20 protein-coding genes are annotated in these 19,926 nt (G+C 62.4%); 13 read left to right on the top strand and 7 right to left on the bottom strand.

Annotated features, from left to right (window positions below; genetic code table 11):
* Positions 1 to 92 precede the first annotated feature (92 nt).
* Positions 93 to 581 (bottom strand): CS1 type fimbrial major subunit, encoded by a 489-nt coding sequence (locus BT179_RS18380; protein WP_072395331.1) that lies wholly within the window; start codon positions 579 to 581, stop codon positions 93 to 95.
* A 433-nt stretch (positions 582 to 1,014) separates the two neighbouring features.
* Between BT179_RS18380 and BT179_RS18385 the strand changes: the two genes are divergently transcribed.
* The 4 genes from BT179_RS18385 (at position 1,015) to purT (ending at position 4,260) form a co-directional block, all read left to right on the top strand.
* Entirely contained in the window at positions 1,015 to 1,578 is a 564-nt protein-coding gene (locus BT179_RS18385) for a PadR family transcriptional regulator (RefSeq protein WP_072432109.1), read from the top strand.
* Positions 1,575 to 2,360, top strand: a complete 786-nt coding sequence (locus tag BT179_RS18390) for a siderophore-interacting protein (RefSeq protein ID WP_072432108.1) — start codon at positions 1,575 to 1,577, stop codon at positions 2,358 to 2,360. Before BT179_RS18385 ends, BT179_RS18390 begins: the two co-directional genes overlap by 4 nt.
* Positions 2,361 to 2,508: 148 nt before the next feature.
* A complete protein-coding gene (locus tag BT179_RS18395) occupies positions 2,509 to 2,976 on the top strand; it encodes a preQ0 transporter (protein ID WP_072395355.1) in 468 nt (155 codons plus the stop codon).
* Between the two features lie 102 nt (positions 2,977 to 3,078).
* Positions 3,079 to 4,260, top strand: coding sequence for a formate-dependent phosphoribosylglycinamide formyltransferase (gene purT, locus BT179_RS18400; protein WP_072432107.1), 1,182 nt, complete (start codon positions 3,079 to 3,081; stop codon positions 4,258 to 4,260).
* A gap of 112 nt (positions 4,261 to 4,372) precedes the next feature.
* On the opposite strand, the gene BT179_RS18405 is transcribed toward purT, so the two are convergent.
* On the bottom strand, positions 4,373 to 6,787 hold the full coding sequence (locus BT179_RS18405) for a glucose/quinate/shikimate family membrane-bound PQQ-dependent dehydrogenase (protein ID WP_072432106.1): 2,415 nt from the start codon (positions 6,785 to 6,787) through the stop codon (positions 4,373 to 4,375).
* 512 nt (positions 6,788 to 7,299) lie between these two features.
* Here BT179_RS18405 and BT179_RS18410 point away from each other — a divergent pair.
* Both BT179_RS18410 and BT179_RS18415 read left to right on the top strand, forming a co-directional pair.
* The gene (locus BT179_RS18410; protein ID WP_003205228.1) at positions 7,300 to 7,530 is read left to right on the top strand and encodes a VF530 family protein; all 231 of its coding nucleotides are present in this window, start codon (positions 7,300 to 7,302) and stop codon (positions 7,528 to 7,530) included.
* A gap of 9 nt (positions 7,531 to 7,539) precedes the next feature.
* Positions 7,540 to 8,181 carry a Pr6Pr family membrane protein gene (locus BT179_RS18415; RefSeq protein ID WP_103894298.1) on the top strand — a complete coding sequence of 214 codons (642 nt, stop codon included), beginning with the start codon at positions 7,540 to 7,542 and terminating at the stop codon, positions 8,179 to 8,181.
* Positions 8,182 to 8,218: 37 nt separating this feature from the next.
* Here the strand turns inward: BT179_RS18415 and BT179_RS18420 are convergent, their stop codons facing one another.
* The 3 genes from BT179_RS18420 to BT179_RS18430 are packed head-to-tail and all read right to left on the bottom strand — an operon-like array spanning position 8,219 to position 9,572.
* A complete protein-coding gene (locus BT179_RS18420; RefSeq protein ID WP_072395363.1) occupies positions 8,219 to 8,428 on the bottom strand; it encodes a DUF1289 domain-containing protein in 210 nt (69 codons plus the stop codon).
* Positions 8,425 to 8,949: a gamma carbonic anhydrase family protein gene (locus tag BT179_RS18425; protein ID WP_072395365.1), complete on the bottom strand. Its 525-nt coding sequence runs from the start codon at positions 8,947 to 8,949 to the stop codon at positions 8,425 to 8,427. The genes BT179_RS18420 and BT179_RS18425 overlap by 4 nt, the downstream gene beginning before the upstream one ends.
* A 23-nt stretch (positions 8,950 to 8,972) precedes the next feature.
* Positions 8,973 to 9,572, bottom strand: a complete 600-nt coding sequence (locus BT179_RS18430; protein ID WP_072395367.1) for a CoA pyrophosphatase — start codon at positions 9,570 to 9,572, stop codon at positions 8,973 to 8,975.
* Positions 9,573 to 9,717: 145 nt separating this feature from the next.
* Here BT179_RS18430 and BT179_RS18435 point away from each other — a divergent pair, with 145 nt between their 5' ends.
* Both BT179_RS18435 and BT179_RS18440 read left to right on the top strand, forming a co-directional pair.
* The gene (locus BT179_RS18435; protein WP_072395388.1) at positions 9,718 to 10,269 is read left to right on the top strand and encodes an NUDIX hydrolase; all 552 of its coding nucleotides are present in this window, start codon (positions 9,718 to 9,720) and stop codon (positions 10,267 to 10,269) included.
* Between the two features lie 39 nt (positions 10,270 to 10,308).
* Positions 10,309 to 10,815: a L,D-transpeptidase family protein gene (locus BT179_RS18440; RefSeq protein ID WP_072395390.1), complete on the top strand. Its 507-nt coding sequence runs from the start codon at positions 10,309 to 10,311 to the stop codon at positions 10,813 to 10,815.
* Between the two features lie 38 nt (positions 10,816 to 10,853).
* On the opposite strand, the gene BT179_RS18445 is transcribed toward BT179_RS18440, so the two are convergent.
* Positions 10,854 to 11,168, bottom strand: coding sequence for a hypothetical protein (locus tag BT179_RS18445; protein WP_072432105.1), 315 nt, complete (start codon positions 11,166 to 11,168; stop codon positions 10,854 to 10,856).
* A 771-nt stretch (positions 11,169 to 11,939) separates the two neighbouring features.
* Here BT179_RS18445 and BT179_RS18450 point away from each other — a divergent pair.
* From BT179_RS18450 to nagE, 5 genes are read left to right on the top strand one after another with little or no spacing between them, the layout of a single operon-like run.
* The gene (locus tag BT179_RS18450) at positions 11,940 to 12,671 is read left to right on the top strand and encodes a GntR family transcriptional regulator (RefSeq protein WP_072395392.1); all 732 of its coding nucleotides are present in this window, start codon (positions 11,940 to 11,942) and stop codon (positions 12,669 to 12,671) included.
* 17 nt (positions 12,672 to 12,688) lie between these two features.
* A complete protein-coding gene (nagA, locus tag BT179_RS18455) occupies positions 12,689 to 13,795 on the top strand; it encodes an N-acetylglucosamine-6-phosphate deacetylase (RefSeq protein WP_072395394.1) in 1,107 nt (368 codons plus the stop codon).
* The gene (locus BT179_RS18460) at positions 13,776 to 14,798 is read left to right on the top strand and encodes an SIS domain-containing protein (RefSeq protein ID WP_123397838.1); all 1,023 of its coding nucleotides are present in this window, start codon (positions 13,776 to 13,778) and stop codon (positions 14,796 to 14,798) included. The genes nagA and BT179_RS18460 overlap by 20 nt, the downstream gene beginning before the upstream one ends.
* A 54-nt stretch (positions 14,799 to 14,852) precedes the next feature.
* Positions 14,853 to 17,366: a phosphoenolpyruvate--protein phosphotransferase gene (gene ptsP, locus BT179_RS18465; RefSeq protein ID WP_072432103.1), complete on the top strand. Its 2,514-nt coding sequence runs from the start codon at positions 14,853 to 14,855 to the stop codon at positions 17,364 to 17,366.
* A 31-nt stretch (positions 17,367 to 17,397) separates the two neighbouring features.
* Positions 17,398 to 19,113 carry an N-acetylglucosamine-specific PTS transporter subunit IIBC gene (gene nagE, locus BT179_RS18470; protein WP_072432102.1) on the top strand — a complete coding sequence of 572 codons (1,716 nt, stop codon included), beginning with the start codon at positions 17,398 to 17,400 and terminating at the stop codon, positions 19,111 to 19,113.
* Positions 19,114 to 19,434: 321 nt separating this feature from the next.
* Here nagE and BT179_RS18475 read toward each other — a convergent pair.
* Positions 19,435 to 19,926: IS110 family RNA-guided transposase (locus BT179_RS18475; RefSeq protein ID WP_143148717.1), on the bottom strand; the 492-nt coding region annotated here is incomplete at its 5' end.

Here is a 19,926-nt window from a genome sequence, read left to right on the forward strand (position 1 = left end):
AGCTAACGGACGTTCCAGGTACAGGCCGGCCGGATGGCCGACCTGTGTCTATGCCCGCGGGAAGAGAAGAGACTCATCGGGCGTCGAAGGGCTTACGGACGCGGCACCGCGTCGAAGATCACGGTGAAGTCGGCAGTGTATTGGCCTACCTGACTCTCCAGAGGGACGGTGGAAGCCATGATGAGCATGTCGGCCTGGGTACCTGGTGTGGACGCTGCGTCACTGACGACTTCCTGGGGGAACTCGGTCAGGGTGACGTTGTTGAACCGAGTAAGCAGGGGAATGGAATCCGTACCATTGGTCAGCGAAGCCTGGCCACCCAACAGATAGGCATGGACCGAACCATCGGTGTTCTTCACGTCGAAGGTCTGGCGCACGGAACTCAGGGTGTTGGTCACAGGGTTGTAATTCATGACCTCATCCTTACCGAAGTCCGGATCGCGCGGCAGCACATGGAACTGCTTGGTGGGAATGGTTGCGCTGATATGGATGGAGGAGCGTGCATCGTCGAGGGCAAACGCCTGCGAAGAACCCAGGGCCACGGCGACCAGGGCAGTACCGGATACGAATTGTTTGAGCATGTTTGTCACACCTGTTCTTTGCATAAAGAGAAGGGTTGAAGTTGCAGCCCGATGAAGACCGGGGCTACCCCACAACGCCGGAGCATGATCGTCGCTCTTTAATTAAAAATAAGCAGGCAAATTCCCACAGATGCGTAGTAAAACCAGCATCCATAACAAAGAAAAAGACTCGTGTTTTTATAAAACACAAGTTTGGATGTAAGAAACTACCCACACCCGCATCCCTTGCCGACCGGCGGTTCCAGCACTGCTGAAAGATCAGGCAATTATGCTGCCCGTAGGCATGAGGTAATCAGCTAAGGTTCTAGCGAACTCAACTAGCGAACCCAGCTCGAGAGACATCTTAGTTCCGCGATATATCTAACGTCAAAAGATATATCTTGAAATTAAGACATATCTCGACCTCAACTTATTTATAACGGAGAACAGATATATGCCAGCCTCCCATCTTCATTCCGATTGCAGCGGCTACCCACGGCACCCGGCTAGCCGTGGACGCGGTGGTCGTGGCCCACGCATCTTCGCCGCCGGTGACCTGCGATTGCTGTTGCTGGCCTTGATCGCCGAGCAGGCTTGCCACGGCTATGACTTGATCCGCCAGATCGAAAACATGTTCGAAGGAGCCTATAGCCCCAGCCCCGGTGTGATCTACCCGACCCTGACCGCGCTTGAGGTGAGCGCAATGATCCAGGGCGACAACGATGGCGGAAAAAAACGCTACAGCGTGACCGACGCCGGACGTCTATTGCTTGAGGAACAATCCACGGCGCTGGAAGGCGTACGGATGCGCATCGAAGCGGGCAAACGCTCCTTGCGTGGCCATGAGCGCCCCCCGGAAATCCACGAAGCGGTGTATAACTTGCGTCATGCGCTGTACCAGCATCATGGCCACTGGAGCCCGGAAGAAACCATGCGAGTACGCGACCTGCTCAACGCCACCGCCCAAGCCATCATCGACGGCCCCGGTCGTCCACCCGTTGCGGAAACAAGCCAATGACAGAGACCGATCCAAACATCATTCACCGTGTCAGCCACGAAATCAGGCGACGACGCCTGCAAGTATTGCGGGTGATGGACCTCACCCCACGCATGCGCCGCATCACGGTCGGCGGACCGGAGCTGGCCGGGTTCGTCAGCCTGGGCACGGACGACCACGTGAAGGTGTTCTTCCCGCAGAGCGCCGAAGAGCGGGCCGCCCTGGACACCTTCGACCCCAGTGCCGGCAAGGCCCAAGGGCCGATGCCCGAAATGCGCGACTACACCCCGCGCCGCTATGACCTGGACACCCTGGAACTGGACCTCGACTTCGTGCTTCACGGCGACGGCCCCGCCTCGACCTGGGCAGCCCAGGCAATGCCGGGACAGTTCCTGGACATCGCCGGGCCGCGAGGCTCGATGATCGTACCGGACATCTTCGACAGCTATCTGCTGGTGGGCGACGAAACCGCCCTACCCGCCATCGCCCGCCGCCTCGAAGGCCTGGCGCCGAACCGGCGGGCCCTGGTAGTGGTGGAAGTTGCCAACGGTGCCGAACAACAGGTGCTCCAGAGCCCGGCGCAGGTCCATGTGATCTGGGTACTGCGCGAAGGCCGCCAGAACACCCTGCTGACCACCGTGCGCCAACTGCAGATGCCCCCTGGCAAGCTCTACGCCTGGGTCGCGACCGAAAGCAAAGTATCGCGGCAGATTCGCAAGGTGTTGCTGGAGGAGAAAGGGTTGGACCAGGACTTCGTGAAGGCTGTGGGGTACTGGAAGGCGCAGGGGAGCGAGGAGGAATGAAGCGCGTCCAGCTCTCACTGGTATTGCTGAGGGCCCATCTTTCGTCGAGCCATGACTGATCGTCCCCCCACGCTGCGCGTGGGAACGATCAATCCCAGTGCGCTCTATCAGCTAAGATGATCGAACCTTCCACCCGGTACCCCGCTCCATGCTCTTCCTGATCGCCTACATCGCCAGCGTCGTGCTGATCAACTTCGCGTTTTCCGCCGCGCCACACCTGGACATCATCTGGTCGGCGTGGGGCGGGCTGGTGTTTATCCTGCGGGACATGGTGCAGACCCGCTTCGGCCATGGCGCCATCGTGGCGATGCTGGCGGCCCTGGTGTTGTCCTACGTGACCTCGGATCCGACCATCGCCCTGGCCAGTGCCACCGCGTTTGCCGTGTCCGAGTGCATCGACTGGCTGGTGTTCACCATCACCCGGCGTCCGTTGCATGATCGCCTGTGGATCAGCTCGGCACTGAGCATCCCCTTGGACACTTTCATTTTCTTCGGTTTGATCGACGCCCTGACACCGGGTGTGGTCATCACCGCCCTGGCCTCGAAATTCGCCGGGGTCACCGCCGTCTGGCTGATCATGGCCTGGCGTTTACGCCGGCAAGCAGTGGCCAGTTGAAGCCAAACCCCGCGGTTCATGTAAAATGCCGCGTTTTCTCTCCATGGGAAGCTCGCAAGGCGCGCAACCCTCGATGATCCGCTCCTGTTTGAGGACCTTCAGATGACCCGTATCGGAACTCCATTGTCGCCCACCGCGACCCGCGTTTTGTTGTGTGGCAGCGGTGAGCTGGGCAAGGAAGTGGTGATCGAACTGCAGCGCCTGGGCGTCGAGGTGATTGCCGTGGACCGCTACGCCAACGCGCCGGCCATGCAAGTGGCCCACCGCAGCCATGTGATCAACATGCTCGACGGTGCCGCCCTGCGTGCCGTGATCGAGGCCGAGAAGCCGCATTTCATCGTGCCGGAAATCGAAGCCATCGCCACCGCCACCCTGGTGGAACTGGAAGCCGAAGGCTTCACCGTGATCCCCACCGCCCGCGCCGCGCAACTGACCATGAACCGCGAAGGCATCCGGCGCCTGGCCGCCGAAGAGCTGGGCCTGCCGACTTCGCCTTATTTCTTCGCCGACACCGTGGAAGATTACCGCAAGGCCGTCCAGACCCTGGGTTTCCCATGCGTGGTCAAGCCGGTCATGAGTTCCTCGGGCAAGGGCCAGAGCCTGCTGCGCAGCGTCGATGACGTGCAGAAGGCCTGGGACTACGCCCAGGAAGGTGGCCGCGCCGGCAAGGGCCGGGTCATCATCGAGGGCTTTATCGATTTCGACTACGAGATCACCCTGCTCACCGTGCGTCATGTCGGCGGCACCACGTTCTGCGCGCCGGTCGGCCATAGGCAGGAGAAAGGCGACTACCAGGAATCCTGGCAGCCCCAGGCCATGAGCCCGGTGGCCCTGGCCGAATCCGAGCGTGTCGCCAAGGCGGTGACCGAGGCCCTGGGCGGTCGCGGGCTGTTTGGCGTCGAGCTGTTCATCAAGGGTGACCAGGTGTGGTTCAGCGAAGTATCGCCCCGCCCCCACGACACCGGTTTGGTGACCCTGATTTCCCAGGACCTGTCGCAATTCGCCCTGCACGCCCGGGCCATCCTCGGCCTGCCGATCCCGCTGATCCGTCAGTTCGGTCCATCGGCTTCGGCAGTGCTGCTGGTGGAAGGCCAGTCGACCCAGACCGCTTTCGCCAACCTCGGCGCCGCCCTGAGCGAACCGGACACCGCCCTGCGCCTGTTCGGCAAGCCGGAAGTCAACGGTCAGCGCCGCCTGGGCGTGGCCCTGGCCCGCGACGAATCCATCGAAGCGGCCCGCGCCAAGGCGACCCGGGCTTCACAGGCGGTTAAGATCGAGTTGTAAAACCGGGCGGGATACATCCCCTGTGGTGAGGAGATTTCTCGCCACCTCAGACAAGCTCAAAAAAAGGCGACACCCGCAAAGGTGTCGCCTTTTTCATGAACGCCGGTGCCGCTTAGTCCGGCAGTTTGTAGGCAATCACATAGTCACCCTGCTTGGTCCCCAGGGAACCGTGGCCGCCGGCGACGACCAGCACATACTGCTTGCCGTCCTTGCCGGTATAGGTCATCGGCGTGGTCTGGGCGCCGGCCGGCAGGCGGCCTTCCCACAGTTGCTTGCCGTTCTTCACGTCGTAGGCACGCAGGTACTGGTCGAGGGTACCACTGAGGAACGCCAGGCCACTGGCGGTGGTGAAAGTGCCGCCCAGACTCGGTACGCCCATGCTCAGCGGAATCGGTACCGGCGAGCTGTCGCGCACGGTGCCGTTCTTGTGTTTCCACAGGGTCTTGTTGTTGGTCAGGTCGACCGCCGCCACATACCCCCAGGCCGGCGCCTGGCACGGCAGGCCCATCGGCGAGAGCAGCGCTTCGAGGATCACGCCGTAGGGCGCCCCCTTGTTCGGCTGCACGCCTTCGGTTTCGCTCTTGCGACCCGGACCGCCGGCCACTTCCGCCGCCGGTACCAGCTTGGACTTGAACGCCATGTAGCTGGGGTTGACGAACGCGATCTGGCGCACCGGATCCACCGAGATACCGCCCCAGTCGAATACGCCGAAATTGCCCGGGTAGACGATGGAGCCCTGCAGCGATGGCGGCGTGAACATGCCCTCATAGCGCAGCGACTTGAAGTCGATGCGGCAGAGCATCTGGTCGAAGGGGGTCACGCCCCACATGTCGCTTTCCTTGAGGACCGGCGGCACGAAGTTCAGGTCGGACATCGGTTGGGTCGGCGAGGTGTAGTCACCTTCCACCGCGCCTTGGGGGACCGGGATCTCCTTGATCGGCACGATCGGCTGGCCGTTGCTGCGGTCCAGCACATAGATGCTGCCCTGCTTGGTCGAAGCCAGTACGGCCGGCTTCACGCCGTCGGCAGTCTTGAGGTCCATCAAGGTCGGTTGGCCGCCCACGTCCATGTCCCACAGGTCGTGGTGGGTGAACTGGAAGTACCAGCGGACCTTGCCGGTGGCGATGTCCAGCGCGGTCAGGCCTGCGGCATATTTTTCCGATTCAGGGGTACGCAGGCCACCGAACTGATCGGGGGTCTGGTTGCCCATCGGCAGGTACAGCATGCCGAGCTTTTCATCGACGCTGAACATGGACCACATGTTCGGCGAGTTGCGGGTGTAGACCTGGCCTTCGGCGATCGGCGTGGTGTCGTCCGGCTTGCCGCTGTCCCAGTTCCACACCAGCTTGCCGGTGTGCACGTCGTAGGCGCGGATCACACCGCTAGGCTCGTCGATGGAGACGTTGTCGGTCACGTGGCCACCGATCACCACCAGGTTCTGGGTGACCGCCGGTGGCGAAGTGGAATAGTAGCCGCCAGCCGTGAAGCTGCCGATGTTGGCGGTCAGGTCGACCTGGCCCTTGTCGCCGAAGTCTTCGCACATCTTGCCGGTGTCGGCGTTCAGGGCGATCAGGCGGGTATCGGCGGTCGGCAGGAAGATCCGCCGTGGGCAGACCGTGCTCGCCGGCGTGGTGCTGGCAGTGCCGGTGGGGCTCTGTTCGGCAGAAGCGTAGACTGCGTCATCGTGATAGGTCACGCCACGGCAGGTCATGTGGGCCCAGCCCTTGAAATTCTCCGCCTTCTGGGTGGAAAGCTTCGGATCGAAACGCCAGATCTCCTTGCCGGTCTCCGGCTCCAGCGCGATCACCTGGCTGTGAGGCGTGCAGACATAGAGCATGCCGTTGGCTTTCAGCGGGGTGTTTTCGGCGGTGGTCTCGCCCGGATCGTTCGGCCCTGGCAGGTCGCCCGTGCGATAGGTCCAGGCCGGTACCAGTTTGCTGACGTTTTGCGGGGTGATCTGTGCCAGCGGCGAATAACGGTCGCCATGGGCGCTGCGGCCATAGGAGTTCCAGTCGCCGTCCGGCATCGCCGGTGCGGTGTTGGTCATGCCCGGCACCGCATCGCGGTCCAGCTGGCCCTTGATCTCGCCCGGGTTGGTAAACTGGCTGGCGAGTGCCGCGACACCGGCGATGACCACGGCGGCACCCAGGGCGCGGGTGCCCATGTTCGATGCCTCGGCGCTCAGCAATGGACGGCGGAACCACGGCAGCAACAGGACGATGCCCAAGGCAAACAGCATCGCCAGGCGCGGCACCAGTTGCCACCAGTCCAGGCCCACTTCCCACAAGGCCCAGACGGTGCTGGCGAACAACACCAATGCGTAAAGGCCCAGGGCCGCACGACGAGCCATGATCAACAGCACACCCGTCAGGGCCAGGCCGATACCGGCCAGCAGGTAATACAGCGAGCCGCCCAGCATGCTCAGCTTGACACCGCCGGCCAACAGGGCCAGGCCCATCAATAGAAGCAGAATGCCGAGCAGGCTCGGTAGCAGACGGCTTCGACTCAAAGCACCCTCAGTGCTCATAGTGTGATTCTCCGTGAGGTTTTAAAGAGTCCCGCGCAAGTTGTCACTTTAGATGACGATCTTGAAGGGGCATGGTTCAGTTGAAAAAGGCAAATTCGGTTGACGCGGCCCCTGTGGGAGCGAGCTTTCTGGCGATGGCTGCGTGTCAGCCGACTTCAATGCTGGGTGTGCAATCGCTATCGCGAGCCTGGTCGCTCCCACAGAAATCGGCTCGTCACGCAGATTGAGACAGCGCTGTCTTTCAAAGTCTGAACATTGAACATAGTGCAAGCGTTCTTGGGTCCGGATACAGAAGTGAGCTGAAGGCAATGGCTCTGGCACGCCAGAAGAAGCGTTTCAGCAGGCGGCGCAAGGATAATGTCCTGTTACCAATAGAGAAAGATCTTTTATTGACATGGATCCTTTCGATTCCGGTAACAGTGTGCCCCACTCAAGACGCATCTATGCTTCCCCCTCGAGGGGCACCTCGGCTAAGGTGCGCGGCTTTACATCTTCACGGTAAAAGGCCTCCCATGACCGAACCCAACAACAACCCGCTGCACGGCGTGACGCTGGAGCAGATCCTCAATGCGCTGGTTCAGCACTACGAATGGTCGGGATTGGCCGAACGCATTGACATTCGCTGCTTCAAGAGCGACCCGAGCATCAAGTCGAGCCTGACCTTCCTGCGCAAGACCCCTTGGGCACGCGAGAAAGTCGAGCGCTTGTACATCAAGCTGATGCGCACCAAGCGGCCCGTCTGAGCCGTGGACATCGATAACGCCTTGCGCCGACGCCTGGTGTCGCTGGCGGCATTGCTCGGTTGGCTGGGGTTGAGCATCCAGCTCTACCTGATCCTGCTCGGTCGCTGGAGCCTCGGCGCGAGCCTGCTGGGCGGCCTGGTGAATTTCTTCAGCTTCTTCACGGTACTGACCAACACCCTGGTGGCGGTGGTACTGACCTGGGAAGTGACCCCGCGCGAATCAGCGGTGCGGCGCTGGTTCCTGCTACCCAGCGTAAGCAGCGGTATCGCCGTGAGCATCGCCCTAGTCAGCCTGGCCTACAACCTGCTGCTACGCCATCTGTGGCAACCCGAAGGCTGGCAGTTCGTGGCCGACGAACTGCTGCACGACGTGATGCCGCTGCTGTACGTCGCCTATTGGTGGCTTTGCGTTCCCAAGGGCACCTTGCGCCTCAGGCACATCGGGCTGTGGATAGCCTATCCCCTGGTGTATTTCGCCTATGTCCTGCTAAGGGGCGACCTGCTGGCGGCGTACCCCTACCCTTTCATCGACGTGTCGAACCTGGGCTATCCACAAGTGTTCCTCAATGCCGGAGGGATCTTGGCAGGATTCGTCGGCATCGCGCTGGGTGTGGTGGGGCTGGACCGGTGGGCAGGCCGACCTTCCAGGTAACGGGCCCGCCCTACTTCGGATATGTCTTCGGATCGGGTCAGGAGCTGGTCGGCAACGCCCACACCAGTCCATTGGCCTTGGCCCGCTCATGACACAGCGCCAGGACATGACGCCGTTCATCGTTGTCCATTTTTCTCCAGCGAGTGATTTCCGACACCGTGCGCTGGCAACCGGTGCAGATGTCATGGTCGTCCAACGAGCAGATGTTCACACAGGGTGACGGCACCGGGCGTTCGGGGGTGTTCATTGTTCCTGCTCCTTCAGGTCACGGGCGTAACGCTGCGCGTTGTGGACGTAATGCGCGGCGCTGGCTTCCAGCATTTTCTTCTGGGCTTCGGTCAATTCCCTGACGACCTTGCCGGGTGAGCCCATCACCAGCGAACCGTCGGGAATCTCCTTGTTTTCACCGATCAGCGCGTTGGCGCCGATGATGCAGTTCCTGCCGATCTTCGCGCCATTGAGGATCACCGCATTGATGCCAATGAGGCTGTAGTCCCCCACCGTGCAGCCGTGCAGCATGGCGTTATGACCGATGGTCACGCCGGTGCCGATGGTCAGCGGGAACCCCATGTCGGTGTGCATCACCGTGCCGTCCTGCACGTTACTGTCCTTGCCCACCAGGATCAGTTCATTGTCTCCACGCAGTACCGCATTGAACCAGACACTGGCGCCTTCTTCGAGGCGGACCTTGCCCACCAGCGTGGCATTGGGCGCAACCCAGCTCTGTGGGTGGATTTCGACGCGGGCATCGCCCAGGCGATATTTCATGAATCTCCTCGCAGGCCGTTCTTTTAGTTATTGAGGAAGCTTCTGGGCGGTTTGTGCAGGTCTATGCCCGCATCGAACAACAGGTTCACCAGCTCGACGATCATGATCGCCGTCAGGCCCCAGATTTTATATTCGCCAAAACGATAGCTGGGAACGTACCAACTGCAACCCTGATAATCGATGCGGTGAGTGTGCTCGCGGGGGTCCTTGCGGAAAAACTCCAGGGGCACGCTGAACACCGCGGCGATCTCGGCATCGTTGGCCTGGTACTCGACATAATCGGGGATCACCCCCACATAAGGCGTCACCTTGATGCCGTGCAACGAAATCAGCGGGCTGAGGGGGCCGATCACTTCCACCAGGCCGGGGGGCAGGCCGATTTCCTCTTCAGCCTCGCGCAGGGCGGTGAAGATCAGGTCGGGATCTTCCGGGTCGCGGCGCCCGCCGGGGAACGCCACTTCGCCGCCATGGGTCGACAGGCCGCTGGCGCGCAAGGTCAAAAGCAGTTCAGGTTCATCACTGCGAGTGATCGGCACCAGCACCGCGGCTTCAGGAAAACGTCGGTCGACCTCCAGTTCGCGCGGGGTGTGGTTGCTTACTCGATGCAGTAGCTCGTCCAGCATGAGACTTCTCGATTTATTCGCTACCTTGCATCATGCACCAATCATCCAGGCGGCCCAAGCCCTGCACCGCGTCGTGTCGCGAAACGACAACTTGCCGCACCGGCCCACGCACGCCAAGATAGGCGCAGCATCCAGGAATCCAAGCATGAAATTCTGCAGCCAGTGCGGTAATCCGGTGACCCAGCGCATACCCGAAGGCGACTCGCGCCTGCGTTTCGTTTGCGACACTTGCCACACCATTCATTACCAGAACCCCAACATCGTGGCCGGTTGCGTACCGACCTGGGGCAGCAAGGTGCTGCTGTGCCGGCGCGCCATCGAGCCGCGGCGCGGTTACTGGACACTGCCGGCGGGCTTCATGGAGAACGGCGAGACGGTCGAACAGGCCGCCGTGCGCGAAACCGCCGAGGAGGCCTGCGCCCGGGTACGAAATCTGAGCATCTATACGCTGATTGACGTACCGCATATCAGCCAGGTACATGTATTCTTCCGCGCCGAACTGGTGGACCAGGATTTCGCCGCAGGGCCCGAGAGCCTGGAAGTGAAACTGTTCGAAGAAGCGGATATTCCCTGGGATGAACTGGCCTTCCGCACAGTAGGCCGTACCCTGGAATACTTCTATGCTGACCGGCAAGCCGAGGACTATCCGGTGCGATCCGAATCGATCCCGCCGCTGGCCCAGCCTGCCAACACATAACATCCAAATAGCTGCGACACCTCAAGGGATATCGTTTCAATGCGCTGGTTGCTTGTCCTGTTCTGCCTGTCGTTCACCGCTGTGTCCCAGGCCTCCGCGGTGGGAACCTATAACGGCAAGGTCATCGAAAAAGTGCTGGTGCTCAAGTCCGCCCATCAATTGCAATTGATCAACGACGGCAAGCCGCTCAAGACCTATCGCATCTCCCTGGGCAAGGGCGCCAAGAAAGGCCCCAAGCTGATCGAAGGCGACAAACGCACCCCCGAGGGTTTCTATTGGATCGACTGGCGCAAGACCAGCGAACGCTTCTACCTGTCCATGCACATTTCCTACCCCAACATCAGCGACGCCGCCCGCGCCCGCCGCGAAGGAGTGGAACCGGGAGGCATGATCATGATCCACGGCACGCCTGATTCGGAGGAAAACCCTGAACAGCTGTTCCACACCCTGGACTGGACCGATGGCTGCATTGCCATGCGCAATGTGGACATGCGCGAAGTCTGGAACCTGGTGCCGGATGGGACGATGATCGAGATTCGTCCTTGAAGGGTGGAAAGACAAGGCTGAGCTTATGGTTAGAGCTCCTAAGAATCACCAGGAGCAACAACTTTAAAAGTCCATGAGCGCGAACTCTCACCATTAGCGCGGGCTTTGAGCTTGTATTCCTTGATGGACGTTTCTAAGTCCTCAAACTTCCAGATCCCATGGATATCAGTGTAGGTTCTTGCAAACTCTTTGGGACCCTCCCCATCGAACAGCAAAACTTGACTGTCTATGGGAGCATAGCCCTGCACAAATATCTTTTTAGCCGTTGTTGTTCCACCGTCTGGAATGTAAGGCACCTGAGTCCGTACTCCAACCCACACAATTGCTATAGGGGGCAATTTCTCTGTGGTCATGATGGTTCTCCTCGTTAAGTGACATAGGGAGACCCAATTCAGCAGCGTTACTAACACTTTGGCTACTGTCAGAGATGACAGTTCGCAGTTGGTTTTCGACTATTGGTAGTCAGGCCAGAAAAGCGTGGGGCCGCTGCGCGCGCCAACGGAAACAAGCTCCCTCACCACAGGGGACGGTGACGATCTCAAATCGTCCGGGCTTGTTGCCCTGTGATTTTTCGGACGGTCAAACCCGGTCGCTGAATTGGCAGCGACACCCAAGGCTAGAGCCCCCACTTCCGAGGGACAACCCTAAAAACATGTCGGAAACTTCGGTGCGTCTGACAGATCGCAGTTTCTGTGGCGAGGGGATTTATCCCCGCTGGGCTGCGCAGCAGCCCCAAGGTAGCCAACTCAAATTTACCTGACACACCGCGCTGTCAGGTTTTAGGGCCGCTTCGCACCCCAGCGGGAGCAAGCTCCCTCGCCGCAATGGCCCGTTAGTCCCAGTCTCGGGTGACCGCCCGTCAACATCGAAAAATAAAATAAAAAAATCCCACCTTCAGAAATTGCCTACAGATGAATACCAATTCACACCGTAGGGGTTGTCGCAGGCGGCGATCTTTGCTGTTGAATTCCCAGCCTCTAATACCACTTCAATCCCACCCCTCAAAAACCATCGAAATACACCGGTAAACCCTGGGAAAGCGGCGTTGACATGGTATTCAAGTGGTATTAGCTTCCACCCCAATTACCGAGCGACAACAATTCAACAACGTATCGGACATCGATATGAACGACATCCTGGCCCTGCGCCCTGACGACACCCAACCCACGCCGCTGTACCTGCAGCTGGCGCGTAACCTGGAGACGGCGATTCATGCCGGCCAATGGAAAGCCGAGCAGGCGATGCCGTCCGAGCGCAGCTTGAGCGAACAACTGGGCATTTCCCGGGTCACCGCCCGCAAGGCCCTGGAAGTGTTGTTCGAACAAGGCCTGATCCGCCGTAACCAGGGTTCGGGCACCTTCATCACCCCGCGCCTGGAGCAGCCGCTGTCACGCTTGAGTGGCTTCAGCGAGATGCTGCGACTCAAAGGCTTCGTGCCCGGCTCCCAATGGCTGGAACGGGAAATCACGCCGCCGACCCACGAAGAACTGATCCGCCTGGGCCTGTCGCCGACCGACAAGGTCGCGCGGCTCAAGCGCCTGCGCAAGGCCGATGACACGGTCATGGCCATCGAGATGAGCACCCTACCCGCCAGCATCATCCCCAAGCCCCAGGCAGTGGGCGACTCGCTCTATGAATTCCTCGACGGCATCGGCAAACCCGTGGTGCGCGCCCTGCAACACATCCAGGCCATCAACGCCTCGGACGAATTCGCCGCCCTGGTGGGCATCGCCCCCGGCACCGCCATGTTGCTGATGACCCGGGTCGGTTACCTGGAAGACAACACCCCCATCGAAGTCACCGACACCTATTGCCGCAACGACTACTACGACTTTGTCGCCGAGCTGCGGCGCTAGACGAGCAGAGAATTTTCATGTCCGAAGACAACATCCTCACCCCCGACGGCTGGGTTCGTGGCCGCCTGCTCCATGAGCACGGCAAGGTCGTGTCCATCGAAGGCCAGCCTTGCGATCCGGCCAGCAACGACCTGCCCTACCTGCTGCCCGGTTTCATCGACCTGCACGTCCATGGCGGAGGCGGCAAGGACATCATGCAAGGCGCCTCGGCGTTCGAAACCATCGCCCGCACCCATGTGCGTTTCGGCACCACCGCGCTGCTGGCCACCACCATGACCGCGCCCAGCGAAGAGATCGCCAGCGTGCTCCAGGCCCTCGGCGAATTCTGTGAACAACGCCCGAGTAGCAGCGCCCGGGTCCTGGGCGTGCACTTGGAGGGCCCTTACATCAATCCCGGAAAACTGGGCGCCCAACCGAATTTCGCGCACACCGCGTTGCTGGCCGAGGTGGAGCGTTACCTGGCCCTGGCACCGATCCGGGTGATCACCATCGCCCCGGAAATTGCCGGTCACGACGCCTTGATCCGCGCCCTCAGCGCCCGGGGCGTGCGCATGCAGATCGGTCATACCCTGGGCAGTTATGAAGAAGGTGTCGCGGCGCTGGCCGCCGGGGCCACCAGCTTTACCCACTTGTACAACGCCATGAGCCCGCTGCATCACCGCGAGCCAGGCATCGTCGGCGCGGCCCTGGCCCACGCCCGTTATGCCGAGCTGATCCCCGACTTGCTCCACGTGCACCCCGGCGCCATGCGCGTGGCCCTGCGTTCGATTCCCTGCCTGTATTGCGTCACCGATTCCACCGCCGCCGCCGGCATGCCCGACGGCGAATACAGGCTGGGCAGCCATACCGTGACCAAGTGCCTGGGCGGTGTACGCCTGGCCGACGGCACACTGGCCGGCAGCACCCTGACCATGGACCAGGCCCTGCGCAACCTGGTGAAAATCGGCTTGCCCCTCGCCGAAGCCTCCCAGCGCCTGTCGCAGTTCCCCGCCGACTATCTCGGCCTGCCCGAGCGCGGCCGCCTGCAACCCGGTGCCTGGGCCGACTGCGTACGCCTGGACCGTTACCTGACCCTGACCGACGTGACGGTCGAAGGAGAAGCCATTGACTTCAAAAATGCTTGAAGAGGCCCTGGCCTCGTCCCAGGCCGTCGAGCGCCAGTTGCAGCAGCTGGACCCTACGCTGGTGGAAATCGCCGGGCGCCTGCGCCGCCAACCGCCGCAGGTAGCGATGACCGTCGCTCGCGGCAGCTCCGATCATGCCGCCAGCTACTTCGCCTACCTGACCATGCAGCAACTGGGCTTGCCGGTGGCCTCGTTGCCGATGTCGGTGGTGACCATGCAGCAGGCCCCGCTCAAGGTCAGCGGACAGGTGGCGTTCGGCTTTTCCCAGTCGGGACAGAGCCCCGACCTGGTGAACAGCCTGCGTCTGCTACGCAAGCGCGGGGCCCTGAGCGTGGCCTTGGTCAACGCCGTCGATTCGCCCCTGGAAGCGGCCTGCGAATTCAGCGTGCCGCTGTGCGCCGGCGTCGAAAGCAGCGTCGCCGCCACCAAGAGTTTCATCGCCACCCTCAGCGCCAGTGCGCGGCTGGTGGCGCACTGCAAGGGCGACGCCGAGTTGCTGGAAGCCGGTAGCGCCCTGCCCGAAGGCTTGCGCGAGGCTGCCCGGCAGGATTGGCACCGCGCTGTCGAAACGTTGCGCGACTGTCAGCGATTGATGGTCATCGGCCGGGGCGCCGGGTTCGCCATCGCCCAGGAAGCGGCGCTCAAGTTCAAGGAAACCTCGGCGATCCAGGCCGAGGCCTTCAGCAGTGCCGAGGTCCGCCATGGGCCGATGGCCTTGATCGATGAAAACTACCCGTTGCTGGTGTTCGCGCCCCGTGGCGCCGAGCAGGCCGGCGTGTTGAGCCTGGCCGCGGACATGCGCCAGCGCGGTGCCCGGGTCGTGCTGGCGGCACCCGATGACATCGTCGAACGCGACCTCACGCTGACCCGTGCCGAACACCCGGCCCTGGACCCGATCCTGGCGATCCAGAGCTTCTACACGATGGCCGCGAACCTGGCGGCGGCCCGGGGCCTGGATCCGGACCATCCACGGCACCTGAGCAAGGTCACCCGAACCCACTGATACGACGGCTTTCCTTCAATAACCAGGCTGACAAGCGTCTGACGAGAGCACCCCATGCCCAACAACAATAACGAGCTGATCCTCAGCGCCCCCCTCAGCGGCCCGGTGCTCACCCTCGCCAACGTCCCGGACGCGGTATTTGCCAGCGGCGCCATGGGCGACGGAATCGCCATCGACCCGCTGAACGATACCCTGCACGCGCCCTGTGACGGCGAGGTGATCCATGTCGCCCGCAGCGGCCACGCCGTGACCCTGCGAGCCGATAACGGTGTCGAATTGCTGCTGCACCTGGGACTGGATACGGTGGAGCTGCAAGGCGACGGCTTCTCCATGCTGGTCAAGGAAGGGGCACGGGTCAGCCACGGCCAGCCGCTTTTGCGCTATGACCTGGACAAGGTGGCGCAACGCTGCAAGAGCCTGGTCAGCCTGATGGTGGTCACCAATGGCGACCGTTTCCAGGCACGGCCTATCACGCTCAAGGGCGTCAAGGTGGGCGAACCGCTGTTGAATATCGTCGCCAAGGCGCCCCGCGAAGCAGAGGCCGATGACCCTGGCACCGCGCTGCAAGTCTATGGCGAAGTTCGTATTGCCCACCGCGGCGGCCTGCATGCGCGGCCCGCGGCACTCATCCGCCAGACGGCCCAAGGCTTCAAGAGCCGCTCGCACCTGCATTTCGGCGGTAAGTCGGCGTCCTGCGACAGTGTCATGGGGCTGATGGGCCTCGCCGTCACCGAACAGGCGCAAGTCCGGGTCAGTTGCCGGGGCAGCGATGCCGAAGCGGCGCTACAGGCTTTGCTGCTGACCTTGTCCACCGCCCTGGCCGAGGACGACCATGCAGCGGCGCCGGTAGTACGACCACAGGTGCGCCCCGCCGAGGACGGCGTGCTGCACGGTGTCTGCGCCGCCCCGGGGCTGGTGGCCGGGCCATTGGTCCAGCTGGGGGCGATCGAGTTGCCGCCGGACCTGGGTGGGCATGATGTCCAGGCGCAGCGTCGGCACCTGGAGGCCGCGCTCAAGCATGTCAGCGACGAAATCCAGCACACCCTGCAACAGGCCCGGGCCCGGCGCAATCGTGACGAAGAGGCCATTTTCGGAGCCCATCTGGCGCTGCTGGAAGACCCCGTGCTGCTGGACGCCGCCTATCAGGCCATCGACCAGGGCAGCGCCGCGCCCCATGCCTGGAGCCAGTCCATCGACGTGCAATGCCAGGTCCTGCAACAATTGGGCAGTACCTTGCTGGCCGAACGCGCCAATGACTTGCGCGACCTGCGCCAGCGCGTCCTGCGGGCGTTGCTGGGCGAGGCCTGGCAACTGGAAGCGGCGGCCGGCGCCATCGTCGCCGCGCAGGAGCTGACCCCGTCGGATCTGCTGGCGCTCAGCGCCCAGGGCGTGGCCGGCGTGTGCATGGTCGAAGGCGGGGCGACCTCCCATGTCGCGATCCTCGCCCGAGGCAAAGGCCTGCCGTGCCTGGTGGCCTTGGGCGATGCCCTGTTGACTCAGGAACAGGGCCAGGCCGTGGTGCTGGACGCCGACAACGGTCGTCTCGAGCTGACGCCGAGCGCCGAACGCCTGGCCCAGGTGCAGCAGGCACAAGCCCGGCAAGCCACCCGTCGCGGCGAGCAACAGGCCCTGGCCCACCTGCCGGCGCAGACCATCGATGGAATGCACGTCGAGGTGGCCGCCAACGTGGCCTCCAGCGCCGAAGCAGCCCTGGCCTTGGCCAATGGTGCCGACGGCGTGGGCCTGTTGCGCACCGAGTTCCTTTTCGTCGACCGCCACACCGCGCCCGACGAAGAGGAACAACGCCAGGCCTATCAAGCCGTGCTCCAGGCCATGGGCGACAAGCCAGTGATCATCCGCACCATCGACGTGGGCGGCGACAAACAGCTGGACTACCTGCCACTGCCGTTCGAAGCCAACCCGGTGCTCGGCCTGCGGGGCATTCGCCTTGCCCAGGTGCGCCCGCAACTGCTGGACTTGCAGTTGCGGGCCTTGCTGCAAACCCGTCCGCTGGAGCGTTGCCGGATCCTGTTGCCCATGGTCACCGAAGTCGACGAGCTGCTGCACATCCGCCAGCGTCTCGATGCCCTGGGCGCCGAGCTGGGCCTGGAGGAGCGACCGCAACTGGGTGTGATGATCGAAGTGCCGGCCGCCGCGTTACTGGCCGAACAGTTGGCCGAACACGCGGATTTCCTGTCCATCGGCACCAACGATCTCTCGCAATACACCCTGGCCATGGACCGCGACCACGCAGGCCTCGCCGCCCGGGTCGACGCCCTGCATCCGGCGCTGCTGCGGCTGATCGCCCAGACCTGCGCAGGCGCGGCGAAGCACGGGCGCTGGGTCGGGGTCTGCGGCGCCCTGGCCTCCGATCCGCTGGCGACACCCGTACTGATCGGGCTGGGTGTGCGCGAACTGTCGGTAAGCCCGCCGCAGATCGGTGAAATCAAGGAGCGTGTGCGTCACCTCGACGCCACGCAATGCGCCTGCCTGAGCACCGAACTGCTGAACCTCGGCAGTGCCCAGGCCGTGCGCCGTGCCTGCCTCCAACACTGGCCCCTGGGCTGAGCCCCCTCGAAGAACAACAAGGAGAGACGCCATGTACCAGCATTTCATCGAAGGGCTGCAACGCCTCGGCCGGGCCCTGATGCTGCCCATCGCGATCCTGCCCATCGCCGGCCTGTTGCTGCGCCTGGGTGACACGGATCTCTTGAACATCGCCATCATCCACGATGCAGGCCAGGCGATTTTCGCCAACCTGCCGATGATCTTCGCCATCGGCATCGCGGTGGGTTTCGCCCGAGACAACAACGGCACGGCAGGCCTGGCGGGGGCCATCGGCTATCTGGTGATGATCGCGACCCTGAAGGTGCTCGACGCCAGTATCAACATGGGCATGCTGGCCGGGATCATCAGCGGCTTGCTGGCCGGCGCGCTGTACAACCGCTTCAAGGACATCAAACTGCCCGAGTACCTGGCATTCTTCGGCGGCCGGCGCTTCGTGCCGATTGTCACCGGGTTCAGCGCCGTCGGCCTGGGGGTGGTGTTCGGATTGATCTGGCCGCCCATCCAGGCCGGGATCAACGGCTTCGGCGCCCTGCTGATGGAGAGCGGCAGTTTCGGCGCATTCGTGTTCGGCGTCTTCAACCGCCTGCTGATCGTCACCGGGCTGCACCACATCCTCAACAACATGGCCTGGTTCATCTTCGGCAGCTTCACCGACCCGCAGACCGGCGCGGTGGTCACCGGCGACCTGACCCGCTACTTCGCCGGCGACCCTAATGGCGGCCAGTTCATGACCGGCATGTTTCCGGTGATGCTGTTCGGCCTGCCCGCCGCGTGCCTGGCCATGTATCGCAACGCCCTGCCCCAGCGACGCAAGGTCATGGGCGGGATCCTGTTGTCCATGGCGCTGACGTCGTTCCTTACCGGGGTGACCGAGCCGGTGGAATTCGCCTTCATGTTCCTGGCCCCCCTGTTGTTCCTGCTGCACGCCCTGCTCACCGGGCTGTCCATGGCGATCACCGACTGGCTGAACATCCGCCTGGGCTTCACGTTTTCCGGCGGTTTCATCGACATGGTGCTGGGCTGGGGCAAGTCGAGCAACGGCTGGCTGGTGGTGCCGGTGGGGCTGGTCTATGCGGTGATCTATTACACGGTGTTCGACTTCTGCATCCGCCGCTTCGACCTCAAGACCCCGGGCCGGGAAGATGTGCCGGCAATGGACAAGCCGGTCGTTGCCCAGCACCAGCGGGCCGGGGCCTATATCCAGGCACTGGGTGGCGCCGACAACCTGATCACCGTGGGCGCGTGCACCACCCGGCTGCGACTGGACATGGTGGACCGCAACAAAGCCAGCGATGCGCAACTCAAGGCCCTGGGCGCCATGGCCGTGGTGCGTCCTGGCAATGGCGGGAGTCTGCAGGTGGTGGTAGGGCCAATGGCCGACAGCATCGCCGATGAAATCCGCCTGGCACTGCCTGCCTCCGACCGCCATGCCAGCACTGGCGCGGCCACTGCGAACGAGACGGCGGCCACGCCCGTCGTGCCCGCCGCCGAAGCCCGGCAATGGATGGATGCGCTGGGTGGCGAGGGCAACGTGTTGCAACTCGACTGCGTGGCGATGAGCCGGTTGCGGGTGCGCCTGGCCGATGGCAGGCAATTGTCGGAAAGCCAGCTGCGGACGCTGGGATGCCAGGGGGTCAGTGCCTTGGAAGGAGGCGTTTGGCACCTGTTGCTGGGGGAGAAGGCGCCGACGTTGTGGCAGGCGCTGGAAGCGATGGTGCTGAGCCGTCAGGCGGATGTGAAAGCCTAGACCCCAATCCCTCGCCACAGGTCCATGCCTGCAGGTAGGTGCTGGTTTCAACTTTTGCCGCACCCAATAAAATGTATGGTCAGCCCTTCTCCTGCAACCTCATGGCTGTTTTCGGTAAAGCTGGCTTGCGCTAATGTATCCGGGCTCGTTGTGAGCGTTGCTGCAACAACGCTCGGCCCTCGATGAGTAGCCGCTCCCGACTGTCCTGAAAAAACCCTCAGCTTCTAAAGCTGATTTTATTGCCAGGTTCTCAGTCGGGCCGTTTGCCGTTTACTGTCATCAGTCAGTGACGTCGCAAAAGCCGGTGGTAACGCTGTGCATTCAAGCGTTCGGATGTGGGTCGTACTGGCCGCCTTTGGCCAGTACCGCCCACACGATTCGCGCCAGTTTGTTTGCTAGCGCACACGCGACGACATTGGAGTGGCGACGCGTCAGTAGCTCTCGAACCCAAGGCCCCAAGGCGTCCTCTCGCTTATCGATATGCTGAATAACGGATCGCGCGCCCTGTACCAGCAATTGGCGGATGTGCTTGTCGCCACGCTTGCTGATCCCCAGAAGCACCGTCTTCCCACCCGTCGAATACTGCCTCGGCACCAGCCCCAGCGAAGCGGCAAAATCGCGTCCACTTCGATAGTTCGACGCATCGCCCACATCCGCCAATACCGCACTGGCGGTGATTGGGCCGATGCCAGGAATACTCTGCAAACGATTTCCGGCATCGTCTTCTTTCAACTGCTGTTTCAGGTCGGACTCGATGTCCTTGATTTCATCATTCAGCTGTTGGATTTGACGATGAAGACGCATCACCACGCT

Source organism: Pseudomonas sp. NFACC43 (genome assembly GCF_900119645.1).
Lineage (GTDB): Bacteria > Pseudomonadota > Gammaproteobacteria > Pseudomonadales > Pseudomonadaceae > Aquipseudomonas.